At 45.8% G+C, this 15,872-nt stretch carries 14 protein-coding genes; 1 reads left to right on the forward strand and 13 read right to left on the reverse strand.

All coding sequences use genetic code 11. The features are described from left to right. Window positions 1-24: 24 nt before the first annotated feature. From floA to rpsU, 4 genes are all read right to left on the reverse strand, one after another. Window positions 25-1,020, reverse strand: coding sequence for a flotillin-like protein FloA (gene floA, locus ACNAZ4_RS12915; RefSeq protein ID WP_415814955.1), 996 nt, complete (start codon window positions 1,018-1,020; stop codon window positions 25-27). 140 nt (window positions 1,021-1,160) lie between these two features. Further along, entirely contained in the window at window positions 1,161-2,483 is a 1,323-nt protein-coding gene (locus ACNAZ4_RS12920) for an NfeD family protein (protein ID WP_415814956.1), read from the reverse strand. A 238-nt stretch (window positions 2,484-2,721) separates the two neighbouring features. After that, complete coding sequence (locus ACNAZ4_RS12925) at window positions 2,722-3,168, reverse strand: GatB/YqeY domain-containing protein (protein WP_144476156.1); 447 nt, start codon at window positions 3,166-3,168, stop codon at window positions 2,722-2,724. Between the two features lie 16 nt (window positions 3,169-3,184). Continuing rightward, complete coding sequence (gene rpsU / locus ACNAZ4_RS12930) at window positions 3,185-3,358, reverse strand: 30S ribosomal protein S21 (protein WP_015595024.1); 174 nt, start codon at window positions 3,356-3,358, stop codon at window positions 3,185-3,187. Window positions 3,359-3,564: 206 nt separating this feature from the next. On the opposite strand from rpsU, the gene ACNAZ4_RS12935 reads away from it, so the two are divergent. Further along, window positions 3,565-4,491, forward strand: coding sequence for a Na/Pi symporter (locus tag ACNAZ4_RS12935; RefSeq protein WP_415814957.1), 927 nt, complete (start codon window positions 3,565-3,567; stop codon window positions 4,489-4,491). A gap of 122 nt (window positions 4,492-4,613) precedes the next feature. On the opposite strand, the gene mtaB is transcribed toward ACNAZ4_RS12935, so the two are convergent. The 9 genes from mtaB to lepA all read right to left on the reverse strand — a co-directional run bounded on the left by mtaB (window position 4,614) and on the right by lepA (window position 15,852). Further along, window positions 4,614-5,966 (reverse strand): tRNA (N(6)-L-threonylcarbamoyladenosine(37)-C(2))-methylthiotransferase MtaB, encoded by a 1,353-nt coding sequence (gene mtaB / locus ACNAZ4_RS12940; RefSeq protein WP_415814958.1) that lies wholly within the window; start codon window positions 5,964-5,966, stop codon window positions 4,614-4,616. A 5-nt stretch (window positions 5,967-5,971) separates the two neighbouring features. Then, window positions 5,972-6,721 (reverse strand): 16S rRNA (uracil(1498)-N(3))-methyltransferase, encoded by a 750-nt coding sequence (locus ACNAZ4_RS12945; RefSeq protein ID WP_415814959.1) that lies wholly within the window; start codon window positions 6,719-6,721, stop codon window positions 5,972-5,974. Window positions 6,722-6,798: 77 nt separating this feature from the next. After that, the gene (gene prmA / locus ACNAZ4_RS12950) at window positions 6,799-7,737 is read right to left on the reverse strand and encodes a 50S ribosomal protein L11 methyltransferase (protein ID WP_415814960.1); all 939 of its coding nucleotides are present in this window, start codon (window positions 7,735-7,737) and stop codon (window positions 6,799-6,801) included. Between the two features lie 19 nt (window positions 7,738-7,756). Next, window positions 7,757-8,884, reverse strand: a complete 1,128-nt coding sequence (dnaJ, locus tag ACNAZ4_RS12955; RefSeq protein WP_415814961.1) for a molecular chaperone DnaJ — start codon at window positions 8,882-8,884, stop codon at window positions 7,757-7,759. Between the two features lie 183 nt (window positions 8,885-9,067). Next, window positions 9,068-10,900: a molecular chaperone DnaK gene (gene dnaK, locus ACNAZ4_RS12960; protein ID WP_415814962.1), complete on the reverse strand. Its 1,833-nt coding sequence runs from the start codon at window positions 10,898-10,900 to the stop codon at window positions 9,068-9,070. Window positions 10,901-10,935: 35 nt separating this feature from the next. Then, the gene (grpE, locus tag ACNAZ4_RS12965; protein WP_415814963.1) at window positions 10,936-11,529 is read right to left on the reverse strand and encodes a nucleotide exchange factor GrpE; all 594 of its coding nucleotides are present in this window, start codon (window positions 11,527-11,529) and stop codon (window positions 10,936-10,938) included. Window positions 11,530-11,687: 158 nt separating this feature from the next. Beyond that, window positions 11,688-12,719: a heat-inducible transcriptional repressor HrcA gene (gene hrcA, locus ACNAZ4_RS12970; RefSeq protein ID WP_415815151.1), complete on the reverse strand. Its 1,032-nt coding sequence runs from the start codon at window positions 12,717-12,719 to the stop codon at window positions 11,688-11,690. A 76-nt stretch (window positions 12,720-12,795) separates the two neighbouring features. Beyond that, the gene (gene hemW / locus ACNAZ4_RS12975) at window positions 12,796-13,935 is read right to left on the reverse strand and encodes a radical SAM family heme chaperone HemW (protein ID WP_415814964.1); all 1,140 of its coding nucleotides are present in this window, start codon (window positions 13,933-13,935) and stop codon (window positions 12,796-12,798) included. 81 nt (window positions 13,936-14,016) lie between these two features. Beyond that, entirely contained in the window at window positions 14,017-15,852 is a 1,836-nt protein-coding gene (lepA, locus tag ACNAZ4_RS12980; protein ID WP_415814965.1) for a translation elongation factor 4, read from the reverse strand. Between the last annotated feature and the right edge of the window lie 20 nt (window positions 15,853-15,872).

Below are 15,872 nucleotides of genomic sequence, written 5' to 3' on the forward strand. Positions count from 1 at the left end.
CCTTTCTTTTATCGGGTTCTCTCATCATTGATTATTTTTATCGTCTTTTTTACCGTTTGACAGCTTGCCGATGGAACCTCTCATATCTGTGTCGGCTTCGATATTCTGGATATTCATATAGTCCATCACACCAATATTGCCATCACGAAGCGCTTCGGCCATTGCCAGTGGTACAGTAGCTTCCGCTTCGACGACTTTCGCTCTCATTTCTTCGACGCGCGCTTTCATTTCCTGTTCTTGAGCTACAGCCATTGCGCGGCGCTCTTCGGCTTTCGCCTGGGCAATCTTCTTATCTGCTTCAGCCTGCTCAGTCTGCAGCTCGGCACCGATGTTTTTGCCGATATCAACGTCCGCGATATCAATCGATAGAATTTCAAATGCTGTTCCTGCATCAAGACCTTTGGAAAGGACGGTTTGCGAAATCATATCAGGATTTTCCAACACTTTTTTATGGTTGTCGGAAGAACCAATCGTAGATACGATACCTTCACCAACACGGGCAACAATCGTTTCTTCGCCAGCACCCCCGACAAGTCGGTCGATGTTCGCTCTTACTGTGATCCTTGCCTTTGCCTTAACTTCGATACCATCCATGGCCACACCAGCGATGAATGGAGTTTCAATAACCTTTGGATTAACACTCATTTGTACGGCTTCCAGGACGTCACGGCCTGCCAGGTCAATCGCAGCCGCTCTTTCGAATGAAAGCTCAATATTCGCACGGTGTGCAGCAATCAGGGCATTAACGACCCTATCCACATTACCCCCTGCCAGGTAGTGGCTTTCCAGCTGGTTTGTCGTTACATTCAAACCTGCTTTATGCGCCTTGATCATCGGATTGATGACCCTGCTTGGGATTACCCTTCTTAATCTCATTCCAATCAGCGTGAAAATGCTGACCCTTACACCCGCTGCCAATGCTGAAATCCAGAGCATTACTGGCACGAATGTCAACAATACACCAAGGAAAATGATCCCGAGTGCTACCGCAATCAATACAAACGCTGTACCTGCATCCATTTGAACTGCCTCCTAAAATTATATTCCCCAGGTATTTGGCCTTCAGAAAATTTCTGATTCGATCAAATACCTTTGGTTTTATCTCTACTTGTTATGATTTTCATCGTTTTGCTTTGAAACATGACAATGAAAAAAACAAATTAGATATCATCAATTTCTCTTATCACGATCCTTGATCCTTCTGTTTTGACAATCCTAACTTTTTTCCCTTTTGGAACAAAGCCGCCCTCGCTCACCACATCGATGCGTTCATCTTCGACAATGATGGTGCCTGAAGGCCTGAGTGGCGTCAGTGTTATTCCTTCGACCCCAATCAATTCCAGGCGGTTCTTGTTCGACACATAGCCTTTTTCAGTGCTTGTTGAATCGGTCAGTATGATTCTCTTAAAAAATTTCATCTTTTTTCCAAACACCCTTATCATCAAAATAGATAAAACAATGGACGCTGTCAAGGCAACCAGTAAAGAGATGCCCATATGGACCACATTATCCGATGCCATGAAAAAGCTTGCGACTATAGCCAGTAAACCAATGATTCCTGCAATTCCGCCCGGGATGAACAACTCGAGCAGGATCAGCCCGACGCCGAGAGCGAACAGGATCAGTGTCTCAAAACCGGCCAGTCCGGCAACCATATGTCCATAGAAGAATAAAAGCAACGCTGATAAACCAGCAATACCAGGCAGTCCGAATCCAGGTGAGTAAAGCTCAAGGACCAAACCAAGGCTGCCGATCGTCATAAGGATCGGGATGACAACAGGATGCGTGATGAATCTCGCCAGCTTTTCCGCAAAAGTTTCGTTCACATTCCTGATTTCAGCATCCTCATAACCCAGTTTATCCAGCAACTCATTGAGGTTTTTTACTGTTCCTTCCGAATATCCCACTTCAAGCGCCGTTTCTGTCGTTAAGGTAAGTAATTCACCCTTACCTGCCCCAAGTTCTGGAAGGTCGATGCTATCGTCTGCCATCGCCTGGGCGTATATCGGATCTCTTCCACTTTCAACAGCCGCAGCTTTCATGGCTGCAAACCAATAAGACTCCGCCTTCTTTCCGGCAGTATTGCCCTGCTGGTCGATTATGGCAGCCGATCCCATCGTAGCCCCGGGAACCATATAAATCTCATCAGTATTCAGGGAAATATATGCACCCGCGGATAGCGCCTTTTTATTGACAAAGGCCACTGTTTTTAAGTCAGTTCCCGTCAACAGTTTTCCGATCCCATCAGCGGCATCGACGGCTCCGCCAGGTGTATGCACATCAAAAATGATTGCTTCAGCACCAGCCTCTTCTGCCTCTCCCACCGCTCTTTTCAGGAAGGAAAGCAGGCCTTTTTCCACCGTTTCTTCAATCGGCACCACATATACAACTTTTTGCTGTTCAGCATCTGCAGTGAACGGATAGATCCAGCTGGCCAGCGACAAGAGGATGATGATGCTGGCAATCACTGATTTGATTTTCAATTGGGCACCTCCATTCATTAAAAATAAGGCCATAGTGGTAATACGCATGAATACACCAAAAGGTTTCATTGTTTTTTATAGATTTGCGATTATGTATTTGAAAATTGGGGCCATTACATTACTGCTAAGTCCCTGTGACCTGATTCCTTGTATTCAAACATAATATATGGAATCAAGCCCGGACATCTTTATTATGCGCTAAAAAGGCCGCAAGAGTATCCTGCGGCCTTCGAGCTTTTTATGAAAGGTGTTGTTGTACAAGTTTATTAACGAGAGATCCGTCTGCTTTACCTTTTACTTTAGGCATAAGGACAGCCATTACTCTACCCATATCGGCTTTCGATGCCGCACCGGTCTCCGCGATAGCTTCTTTGACAATTTCCGTCACTTCTTCTTCGCTAAGCTGCTGTGGCATGTAAATTTCGACATGCTTTAGTTCTGTTTGTATCTTTTCAACGAGGTCTTGACGACCAGCTTTTTCAAATTCCTGGAGGGAATCTTTGCGTTGTTTCACTTCACGAGAAAGTACAGTTAACTCTTCTTCTTCGGATAATTCCTGCTTTCCGAACTTGATAGCTTCGTTTTGCAGGGATGCTTTGACCATCCGAATCGTCGTGAGTCTGTCCTTTTCTTTGTTCTTCATCGCTTGTTTCATATCATTATTTAAACGCTCGAGCAGGCTCAAGTTATTCCACCCTCTCTTAGAACTTGCGTTTTCTAGCAGCTTCAGACTTCTTCTTACGCTTTACACTAGGTTTTTCGTAGAATTCGCGCTTTCTAGCTTCTTGGATAGTACCTGATTTAGATACAGTACGTTTGAAGCGTCGAAGAGCATCTTCAAGCGATTCGTTTTTACGAACGACAGTTTTAGACATTCTCTTTCCCTCCCTCCGAGCACAACACACTAACACCAAAACACATGGAAACCATGTACCTTGCAATTATAATATAACACTCGCAGGAGGTCAACTGTAATTAGCCCTTGATTTAAATTATGTTTTTTTGTCCACAGCTTCCGCAGGAAAATTTCCATGCATGTCCCTTTTTCCCATTCATACATTTAAATGAAAGGAGGATGCTAATGGTCTATCTGCTATTATTCATTGTTTTCCTCGCTGTATTTATCGGAGGCATGACCCTGCTCAGGAAAGGCTTATTCGAGCTTTCAGCAAGCAGGATGAAAAACTGGCTGGCCCTTATGACGGATACACCAATAAAAGGAATGATTGCCGGGATGGCAGTGACCGCACTTTTGCACAGCAGCTCTGCTGTCATGGTCATCACAATCGGCCTGATTTCTGCCGGCCTGCTAAGATTCTCGCAATCAATCGGCATCATCCTTGGATCCAATATCGGGACGACCTTCACCCTTGAGATCATTACTTTCAATATTGACGCTTTCATCGTGCCCTTTGCGATCATTGGGGCGATTCTATTGATCTTCCGCAACCGGACCTGGCAAAACCTTGGCGCGATTTCTTTTGGCATCGCCGCCATTTTTGCAGCGATGCGCGGTTTCACCTTTCTCGCTGATCCTGTTACAAGCCTTCCGCTTGTTGAGCATGCACTTGCCAATTTGAACAATAGTCAGTTGATCAGCTTATTCACTGGGACCGTTTTGACGGCTGCGATCCAGTCCAGTACGGCAATGACTGGGATTGTCATGGGGTTCCTATCAGAAGGCACCTTATCGATGAACACAGCCATAGCTGCCATGCTAGGCGCCAATATTGGCACATGCATTACCGCTTTGCTTGCGTCGATTGGGGCCGGCAAAGAAGCGCGATTGACAGCATTTGCCCATGTTTGGCTGAACATCGCGGGAGCAGCCTTATTTTTCCCCTTCATTGGCGAGATTGCGGCACTGGCTCCTTTGACAGCAGACAGGCCCGAAGTCCAGCTGGCCCATGTCAGTGTCATTTATAACATTATCGCTTCACTGCTCGTACTGCCAGTTGCCGAGAAATTCGGGGTGATGATTGAAGTGATCCATGGGAGGGATCGGTGAGATGGCCATTTCAAGCTGCAACGCGGTGGAAATGTAATGTGTCGGGACCTTAATAAAACATAATGTTAACAGCAAAAATTCACAAAAAGAGCTGGCTTTTGGCCAGCTCTTTGCAATTCCCCTTATATAACAGCTTGTTCTGCTGCGGTTTCGTCTTCAAGCACACGGACAAATTGGCCTTCGTTGTAAGGATATCCTGCTTTTGCAATCTTCACTTTCACGATTTTACCAATCATCTCATCAGATGCAGGGAAAACAACCTTCAGGTAGTTGTCTGTATAACCTACATAAAGACTGCTATCTGGCTCTTCCTTGTAAATCTCTTCAGGAATCACTTCAAGCACTTCGTTTTCAAACTGTGAAGCATATTCCTTTGCAAGCTGGTTCGAAAGCTCAATCAATCTGTGAACGCGTTCGTTCTTCACTTCTTCATCAACCTGGTCTTCCATTCTCGCAGCTGGTGTGCCTGTCCGTTTTGAATAAGGGAAGACGTGCAGCTCTGAGAATTGGTGTTTCTTGATGAAATTATAAGTTTCCATGAATTCTTCTTCCGTTTCACCCGGGAAACCGACAATGATATCGGATGTAACGGCAAGACCCGGCAAGACCTCTTTCAATCGATCAAGACGCTCCCCGAAAAATTCCATTGTGTACTTACGGCGCATTCTTTTCAATACGGTATCTGATCCGGATTGAAGCGGGATGTGCAGGTGTCGGACAACGATATTGGACTGGTCGATGACCTCGATGACTTCATCTGTAATCTGGCTCGCTTCAATCGAAGAAATACGCAGGCGCTTGATTCCTTTCACCTGTGCTTCTAGATCCCTCAGCAATGCTGCCAGGTTGTAATCCTTCATGTCCTCTCCATAACCACCTGTGTGGATACCAGTCAGGACAATTTCCTTATATCCTGCGTCAACAAGCTGCTGTGCCTGGCGAATGACTTCCTGCGGGTCACGGGATCTCATCAGTCCGCGCGCCCATGGAATGATACAGAAGGTACAGAAGTTGTTGCAGCCTTCCTGGATTTTCAATGAAGCCCTTGTGCGGTCCGTGAATGCTGGTACGTCAAGCTCTTCGTAGACACGGTTCTTCATGATATTGCCGACAGCATTGATTGGCTGGCGTTCCTGCTTGTACTGTTCGATATACTCAAGCATTTTCACACGGTCCTGAGTTCCGACAACAATATCGACTCCAGGGATCGCCATGATTTCTGCAGGGGACGTCTGCGCGTAGCAGCCAGTTACACAGATCACAGCGTCCGGGTTTTTGCGGACAGCCCGGCGGATGACCTGGCGGCTCTTTTTATCACCAGTATTCGTGACAGTACATGTATTGATGACATAGACATCAGAAATAGATTCAAAATCCACTCTTTCATATCCTTGTTCCTTGAATAATTGCCAGATGGCTTCCGTTTCGTAATGGTTGACTTTGCAACCTAATGTATGAAAAGCAACTGCAGGCATGATCTTCACCTCAATAGTTCAAAATGATACGAAACAGCAGACAATGCATATAGCGGTGCTGTTTCAGTACGTAAAATCCGCGGTCCAAGACCACAAGCCAAAAATCCATTTTCACTCAAAAGGGTGACTTCCTCGGCAGTCAATCCCCCTTCAGGTCCAAAAACAATCAGGAGACTTTCATCTTTCTCCATTTTTGAAAGAGTTGCAGACAGGACAGAAGCTTCACCCGCCCTCGCCTCTTCTTCGTAGGCAATAAGCTTATAAGTATACTCATCGGCGAGCTTGATCAATTGTTTTAAGCTGACCGGCTCCTTAACCGACGGTACAATATTGCGATGGGACTGTTCTGCCGCTTCCTTAGCTATCTTTTGCCAGCGTTCAACCTTTTTGCCAGCTTTCTTGCTGTCCCATTTCACAATCGAGCGGGATGCGGTGAAAGGGACAAATTCACAGGCACCCAGTTCAGTGCCTTTCTGAATGATCAATTCGAGCTTATCCCCTTTAGGCAGACCGCTCGCAATCACGACATGGACAGGAAGCTCCCTGGTCTCTTCCTCCCATTTTACAACGTTTGCCACAACCATTTCATCGGTAATTTCTTCAATCTGACAAACTGCGCTTCTCCCATTGGGAGTGACACAGATGATTTCATCACCAGACTTCATCCTCATCACACGCACGATATGATGGGAATCATCGCCGCTAATAGTGAAATGCTCCTGACTTTCTTGATTGTCAATAAAGTAACGCTGCATCACAGCACCCGCCTTCAAATAAAGCTGTTTTAAAAAGACAGAAAAAAGGGGTCAAGCTGTTCCCCTTTTTTCCTCCCTTATTTCTTTTTTCCGATGATCGCGACCCAGTCTTCCATCGTCATAACTTCTTCGATCTCGAAGCCTGCATTGATCATCGCATCTTTGACGACTTCTTTTTTCTGCTGGATGATTCCGGAAGTAATGAAGTGACCGCCGCTCTTGACAATCTTGCCTGCATCGTCAGCAAAACGCAGGATGACTTCTGCGAGGATATTCGCGACAACAATGTCGGCTCCTTCTGCAACACCATCTAAAAGGTTGTTTTGTGAGATCGTTGCCACATCATGGACTTTGTTCAGCTTGAGGTTGAGCTTTGCCACCTGCACCGCTACATCATCAAGGTCCATCGCTTCCACTTTTCCGGCACCGAGTTTTGCCGCGGCAATACTGAGGACGCCTGAACCTGTTCCGACATCGACGACACGGTCATCGGCACGAACGGTTCTTTCCAGCGCCTGGATACACATGACGGTTGTCGGATGGGTCCCTGTACCAAAAGCCATACCCGGATCAAGCTCGATGATCAGTTCATCCGTGTTCACAGGTGTATACTCCTCCCATGTCGGAACGATCGTGAACTTTTCGGAAATTTTCACAGGGTTATAGTATTTTTTCCAGGCAGTTGCCCATTCTTCCTCATTCACTTCGCTGATTGATACTTTATTCAAACCGATATCAATATTGTAGATGATCAGATTATTGATTGCTTCTTTGATTTCATCGACTGTTTCTCCCAGGAAGCTGTTCACAGGAAGATACGCCTTGACGATGACGCCTTCTTCAGGATAATCATCAGGATTGAGTTGGTATATTTCCCCGAACTGGTCCTCTCTTTCCTTCTCAAGCTCCAGCGGATCTTCAATTACGACACCGCTAGCGCCTGCTTCATGCAGGATATTCGAGATTGGCTCAACCGCTTCATTTGTCGTTAAGATGCTGATTTCAGACCATTTCATTCATACCAACTCCATTCGATTAATCACCTTTAATGGCGCGTTTCACTTTTGAAAAAAAGCTTTCCTCTTGCTCACCGAGAGGGGATTGCCCGCTTACTTCCGCAAACTCGCGCAATAGCTGTTTCTGTTTCTCAGACAGCTTTGTCGGAGTTACAATCCTTACCAGGACATGCTGGTCTCCCGTGCCATAACCGCGGACATTCGGGACCCCTTTGCCCTTCAGGCGGAATTTTGTGCCTGTCTGCGTTCCAGCTGGCACTTTGAGCTTCACCTTGCCATGCAGCGTAGGGACTTCCACTTCATCCCCGAGGCTTGCCTGGACGAATGTGATTGGCATTTCACAATAAATATCATCGCCATCACGCTCGAAAAATTCATGCGACCTGATGTGGAAGACAATATAAAGATCTCCTGGAGGTCCACCGTTGATTCCAGCTTCCCCTTTTCCAGCCACTCTTAATTGTTGCCCATCATCGACACCCGCAGGGATCTTAACATGAATCTTGTTCCTTCTCGTAACCTTCCCGGTACCAGAACATGTCGTACATCTTTCTTTGATTTCCTTGCCTGTTCCATTACAGTGATGACACACTCGGCGGTTAACGATACGTCCAAATGGCGTGTTTTGTTCGACGCTGATCTGTCCGCTGCCATGACAATGTTTGCAAGTATCCACTTTGGTACCCGGTTTTGCACCTGTACCGTCACATGTGTCGCATTCTTCTTCGCGAGGAATCTCTATATCTGTTTCCTTGCCGAAGACTGCTTCCTCGAATTTCAATGTCATCGTGTACTGAAGATCAGCACCCTGTCTCGGCGCGTTCGGATCACGACGTCTTCCACCGCCGCCTCCGAAGAAGGAATTGAAGATGTCTTCGAATCCGCCAAACCCGCCTCCGAAATCAGCTCCGCCGCCAAAGCCCTGGTTAGGGTCCACATGGCCGAACTGGTCATATTGGGCACGCTTTTGGTCGTCACTAAGGACTTCGTATGCTTCTTTCACTTCTTTGAACTTTTCATCTGCTCCCGGCTCTTTGTTGATGTCCGGATGGAATTTTTTAGAAAGCTTGCGGTAAGCCTTCTTTAATTCATCCTTGGTGGCCGAATTGCTGACACCGAGGACTTCATAGTAATCCCGTTTACTCATGATTACCACTCCCGAATCTTTTCACATAAAGGTAATTTTAACATTTCCGTACATTCATACGCAATATTTAAAATAAACGTTATGCGTTAATTTAGTTCTCTTTTTAATTGGCATTCCATTACATGAAAAAAGCCAAAGCCAAGTAATACCTGACTTTGACTTTTTGGTTGCTATTTGAATTTTTTACTTGTCGTCATTAACTTCTTCGAATTCTGCGTCAACGACATCGTCGTCTTTCTTTGTTCCTTCTTGGCCTTCAGCGCCTTGTTGAGCCTGCTGTTGCTTTGCAGCTTCTTCATAAAGCTTGACGCTCAGATTGGTAACGATTTCTTGAAGAGCATCCTTCTTGGTGCGAATTTCTTCGATTTCGCCTTTTTCAATCGCAGCCTTCAATTCGTCTTTCGCTTCGTTCGCTTTATTGACTTCTTCTTCATCTACCTTACCTTCAAGATCCTTCAAGGTCTTTTCAGTAGTGAAGACAAGCTGGTCAGCTTCGTTGCGAAGTTCAACTTCTTCTTTCAGCTTCTTGTCAGCTTCAGCGTTCTCTTCCGCTTCTCTTACCATGCGGTCGATTTCATCATCAGACAAGCCTGTAGAAGACTTGATAGTGATTTGCTGTTCCTTGTTTGTGCCAAGGTCCTTCGCACGAACGTTTACAATACCGTTTTTGTCGATATCGAACGTAACTTCGACCTGAGGTACTCCACGTGGTGCCGGCGGGATATCCGCCAACTGGAAGCGGCCAAGTGTCTTGTTGGCAGATGCCATTGAACGCTCACCTTGAAGCACGTGGATGTCAACAGCAGTCTGGTTGTCAGCAGCCGTTGAGAACACCTGTGATTTTGATGTAGGGATCGTTGTGTTACGGTCAATCAGCTTCGTAAACACGCCGCCCATTGTCTCGATTCCTAATGATAGCGGAGTAACGTCAAGAAGTACTACGTCTTTAACGTCACCAGAGATTACGCCGCCCTGGATTGCAGCACCCATTGCGACAACCTCATCAGGGTTTACGCCTTTGTGAGGATCTTTTCCTGTTTCCTTCTTGATTGCTTCCTGAACAGCTGGAATACGTGTAGATCCACCGACAAGGATGACTTTATCCAGTTCAGATGGGCTTAAGCCAGCATCTTTAAGTGCCTGGCGAGTTGGTCCCATCGTACGCTCTACCAAACCTGCAGAAAGCTCTTCGAATTTAGCGCGAGACAGGTTCAATTCAAGGTGAAGCGGTCCAGCTTCCCCTGCAGTGATGAATGGAAGGGAAATCTGTGTAGAAGTCACACCGGAAAGATCCTTCTTCGCTTTCTCTGCAGCATCCTTCAAGCGCTGAAGGGCCATCTTATCTTTTGAAAGGTCAATGCCGTTTTCTTTTTTAAATTGTTCTACCAGATAGTCAATGATGACCTGGTCGAAATCGTCACCGCCAAGACGGTTGTCACCAGCAGTAGATTTCACTTCAAATACACCATCACCCAGTTCAAGGATGGAAACGTCGAAAGTACCGCCGCCAAGGTCATAAACTAGGATTGTCTGGTCTTCGTCCATTTTATCAAGGCCGTAAGCAAGTGCTGCAGCTGTTGGCTCGTTGATGATACGCTCAACTTCAAGACCAGCGATTCTGCCTGCATCCTTCGTTGCCTGACGCTCTGCATCATTGAAGTAAGCTGGTACTGTGATGACTGCCTTTGTTACAGGCTCACCAAGGTAGTCTTCAGCATAAGACTTCAAGTACTGAAGAATGACTGCAGATAGTTCCTGTGGTGAGTATTCTTTGCCTTCAGCTTCCACTTTATGGTCTGTTCCCATGTGGCGCTTGATTGAAATGATCGTGTTAGGGTTTGTGATTGCCTGGCGCTTTGCCACTTCACCCACCTGGCGTTCGCCATTCTTGAATGCGATGACAGAAGGAGTCGTTCTATTACCTTCTGGATTCGGGATTACCTTTGGTTCGCCGCCTTCTAATACGGCTACACAAGAGTTAGTTGTTCCTAAGTCAATACCAATGATTTTACTCATTATCAATTACCTCCTGGATCTTTTATGTAGACTCTTTATTGGTTCACTTTCACCATCGCTGGACGAATGATGCGGTCCTTCAGCATATAGCCTTTTTGGAATTCTTCTACAACGATGTTAGGACCGTATTTTTCATCATCAGCCTGCATCACTGCCTGGTGAAGATGCGGGTCAAATTCTTTGCCTACCGCTTCAATCACTTCAACGCCTTCATTCTTAAGGGCGTCAAGCAAGCTGCGGTATACCATTTCCACTCCCTGTTTAAGGGATTTCGCCTGTTCATTATCCACATCCATCTTCAATGCACGTTCGAAGTTATCGATGGCTGGAAGCAGATCTGTAATAATGCTTTGGGCTCTATATTTAGCGCTCGCTTCAAGTTCAATCCTTGAACGGCGGCGGAAGTTATCAAAATCAGCCTGAAGGCGCAAGTAACGGTTGTCGGCTTCATCAAGTTTGCCTTCCAATTCAGCGATTTTCTGCTCCATCGGATCTTGCTGCTCTTCCTCTTGAGCCGGTATTTCTTCAGTTTGTTCAGAAGCGTCATTTTCGGCAAAAACTTCTTCAACCGTTTCTTCTTCTGCCTGGCTGTTCAATTCTTGCTCAGTGTTGTTTCTCTCTTCTGTCACGTCAACTCACCTCCCTCAAAGTATCGCGGCAAGGATCACCAGCCGCATTGTCCAGGTTAGTCCTGGCTATATTTCAACGAAGCATAGTGCTTCAGTAGAAAACACATGACGATTCGGGATGGAACAGGCTGCTCCACCCTTAATCAATATTTCCATGCTTATTTATTTTGATACAGCTGTGTCAGCACCTTGGACAAATCTGTGCTGATCAATTGGAGCAGGCTGATGACACGTGAATACTCCATTCGTGTCGGTCCTAAAATTGCGATGGATCCCAGCTTTTCTTCACCCATGGAATAAGTGGCAGTAATCAGGCTGCAATTTTCCATGGCTGAATTATCGTTTTCAGTCCCGATCTTGACATTGATCCCGGCTGGATTTTTCCTGATAAGGTTATACAAGCCGTCTTCATGCTCGATCATATTCATCAGGTTGCGGATTTTTTCAACATCGTTGAACTCAGGCTGACTGAGGATATTCGTCTTTCCGCCAAAAAACACTTTTTCATGTGCCGGCATATTCAAAGTATCCATGATGGTATTAAGGAGTGTATCGTAACTGCTGATATGCTGGCGCAGCAGCATGGCGATCTCCTTGTAAATCTTGGAGTTCAGATTGGTAAGCGGCACACCAGCCAATCGTTCGTTCAGGATATTGACCATCTTTTCAACATCAGACGGATCGATGCTGGTAGGGAAATGGAACATCCTGTTTTCCACATGCCCTGTGTCCGTCACGATAATGGCGATCGCCGTGTCCTTATTCAATGGAACGATCTGCAGCTTTCTCAGCCTGTTGTCCTTTACAGCCGGTCCTAAAACAATCGAAGTATAATTGGTCATTTCTGATAAAATCTTCGCTGATTTCTGGACGATTTTTTCAAGTTCGTATATTCTTTCAGCAAAAATCGATTTGATCGCCGCCATATCTGAACGATTCACTTTTTGCGGCAGCAGAAGGTTATCGACATAATATCGATACCCTTTTTCGGAAGGAATCCTTCCTGAAGAAGTATGGGTCTTCTCGATGAATCCCATATCCTCCAAATCGGCCATTTCATTCCGGATCGTCGCCGAACTGAAATTAATTTCTTCTTTTTTCGACAAGCTCCTTGAACCTATCGGCTGAGCTGAACGAATAAAGTCATCAACAATCACCTGCAAAATGAGCACCTGACGATCTGTTAACAACATCATCACCTCTGTTAGCACTCTATAAGAACGAGTGCTAATTCTAAAAATAATTTATCAATAATCGATAAAGATGTCAATGATTTGATACCCCAATGAATGATTGAAAAACTTCATTGCCAAGCATACGTCCCTGCCTGGTGAGGAAGATGCGGTCATCCGCGGTTTTCAGCAGCCCTTTCGCAGTCCAATCTTCAATTTGCCCACGGAAAATCCGCATCGGGTCACGGCCGAATTTTTCTTCAAAATGTCGAATCGAGACACCTTTTGACTTCCTTAGGCCTAGGAACATTTCTTCTTCCATTCGTTCTTCAAGGGTAACCTTATGTTCATCCATGATCGGCAGCTCGCCCCTGTTAATAGGTTCCATATACTTTTTCAGGGGTCCATAATTCGACTGCCTCATTCCGTTGACATAACCATGGGCTCCGGCACCAAAGCCATAATATTCCTCATTGTCCCAGTACGTAAGGTTGTGTCTGCTTTCATAACCCGGGACAGCAAAATTGCTGATTTCATATTGATGCAGGCCATGTTTCTCCATTTGATCCATAAGGATTTCATACATTTCCGCTTCTGCATCCTCACCAGGGATTGGCAGCTTGCCTTTTTGCATTAAGTTATAAAATACAGTCTTCGGTTCAATGATCAATGAATAACCGGAATAATGGACAAGTCCCAAAGAGAGGGCGATCTGGATGGACTGAATGAAATCCTCCTTTGTCTGCCCGGGAAGGCTGTAAATCAAATCGATGCTGATGTTCTCGAAGCCTGCTGCCTTCGCATTTTCAATTGATTCATAAACATCCTTCGCCCGATGGCTGCGGCCGATTTTTTCCAGCAGCTCATCATTAAAAGTCTGGACTCCAAAACTCAAACGGTTGACACCAGCACTTTTCAGGATGGTCAGCTTTTCTTTTGACAGGTCGCCTGGATTTGCTTCGAAGGTGTACTCTGTATTCTGGTTGAAGTTTAGCTTCTCCTGGATGGATTGAACTAATTTTTCTAGTTGCCTTTCGTCAAGCGCAGTCGGCGTCCCTCCGCCAACGAAAATCGTATCAAGGACATCCTGGTCATCTTTTACTGTCAGTTCCATTTCTTTTGCAAGGGCATCAAGATATTCATCAACAGGCTGCCCTTTCATAAAGACTTTATTGAAATCGCAGTAGTGGCAAATATGGTGGCAGAACGGAATATGGATATATGCTGATTTCATTCATTTTCACTTCCCTGGTTTATTGAAAAAAGAGGCCAGAATCGCTTGGTTTAACAAGCACATCCAGCCTCCCCTGCTATTTTATTTCTTCGTATTGTTATCGTCCATTTTGAGGACTGCCATGAAGGCTTCCTGCGGCACTTCGACAGAACCAACCTGCTTCATGCGCTTCTTACCTTCTTTTTGTTTCTCAAGAAGCTTACGTTTACGTGAGATATCCCCACCATAACATTTTGCCAGTACGTTCTTGCGCATCGCCTTGATTGTCGAACGAGCAACGATCTTTTGGCCGATGGCCGCCTGGATCGGCACCTCGAACTGCTGGCGAGGGATTAGGTCCTTCAATTTTTCAACGATGACCTTTCCTCTTTCATAGGCAAAATCATTATGAACGATGAAACTCAAAGCATCCACTTTTTCAGCATTAAGCAGGATATCCATCTTCACAAGCTTGGAAGGCTTATACCCGATCAGCTCGTAATCGAAGGAAGCATAGCCTTTTGTGCTTGATTTCAGCTGGTCAAAGAAATCATAGACGATTTCAGACAGCGGGATTTCATACACAATGCTGACTCGTGTTTCATCCATATATTGCATGTCGATGAAGATACCGCGCTTTTCCTGGCAAAGCTCCATGATAGCTCCAACATAGTCATTCGGCGCCATCATTGTTGCTTTTACATAAGGCTCTTCTACACGGTCGATCTTCTGAGGATCCGGCATATTGGACGGGTTGTCTACCTTCAATTCAGTTCCATCTGTCATGATGACATCATAGATAACGCTTGGCGCTGTCGTGATCAGATCGATTTTGAACTCGCGCTCGATTCGCTCCTGGATGATTTCCATATGAAGCAGCCCAAGGAATCCGCAGCGGAATCCGAAGCCTAATGCCTGCGAAGTTTCCGGTTCGAATTGTAGCGCTGAATCGTTCAGCTCCAATTTTTCAAGAGCTTCCCTCAGGTCGTTGAATTTCGCTGAGTCGATTGGGTACAGCCCGCAATATACCATCGGGTTCAAGCGACGGTATCCAGGAAGTGCTTCGGCAGCTCCGTTTTTCGCGTTTGTGATGGTATCACCGACACGAGTGTCGCCGACGTTCTTGATTGCAGCCGTCAGGAAACCTACATCTCCGACAGTCAGTTCTTGGGAAGGTGTAGCCTTCGGAGTGAATACTCCTACTTCTGTTACTTCGAACTCTTTGCCAGTCGCCATCATTTTGATTTTGTCGCCGACTTTGACCGTTCCATCGACAACGCGGATATAGGCAACTACACCGCGGTAGGCGTCATACAAAGAGTCGAATATCAATGCTTTTAGCGGCGCATCAGGATCTCCCTGCGGGGCAGGAACCTTCTCGACGATTTGCTCAAGGATCTCTTCAATGCCGATTCCTGCTTTTGCTGATGCCAAAACAGCTTCGGAAGCATCCAGGCCAATCACTTCTTCAATTTCATTTCTGACACGTTCAGGATCCGCACTTGGCAGATCGATTTTATTGATGACCGGCACGATTTCCAGGTCATTGTCGATTGCAAGGTATACGTTCGCCAAGGTCTGTGCCTCGATTCCCTGTGCCGCGTCGACAACAAGGACAGCACCTTCACATGCTGCCAGGCTTCGGGAAACTTCATATGTGAAGTCTACGTGCCCAGGAGTATCGATAAGGTGGAAAGTATAAATCTCTCCATCTTTCGCTTTGTACTTCAATTGTACTGAGTTCAGTTTTATCGTGATTCCACGCTCACGCTCTAGGTCCATGGAATCCAAAAGCTGATCCTTCATTTCACGCGCAGTCAATGCATTCGTCTTTTCAAGGATTCGGTCAGCCAAAGTGGATTTCCCATGGTCAATATGGGCGATAATCGAAAAATTTCGTATTTTGCTTTGTCTATTAAGTCTTTCTTCTCTGCTCATTGCGTTCACTCCTACTATAC

The sequence above is a fragment of the Mesobacillus thioparans genome (genome assembly GCF_965138835.1).
GTDB lineage: Bacteria > Bacillota > Bacilli > Bacillales > Cytobacillaceae > Mesobacillus > Mesobacillus thioparans.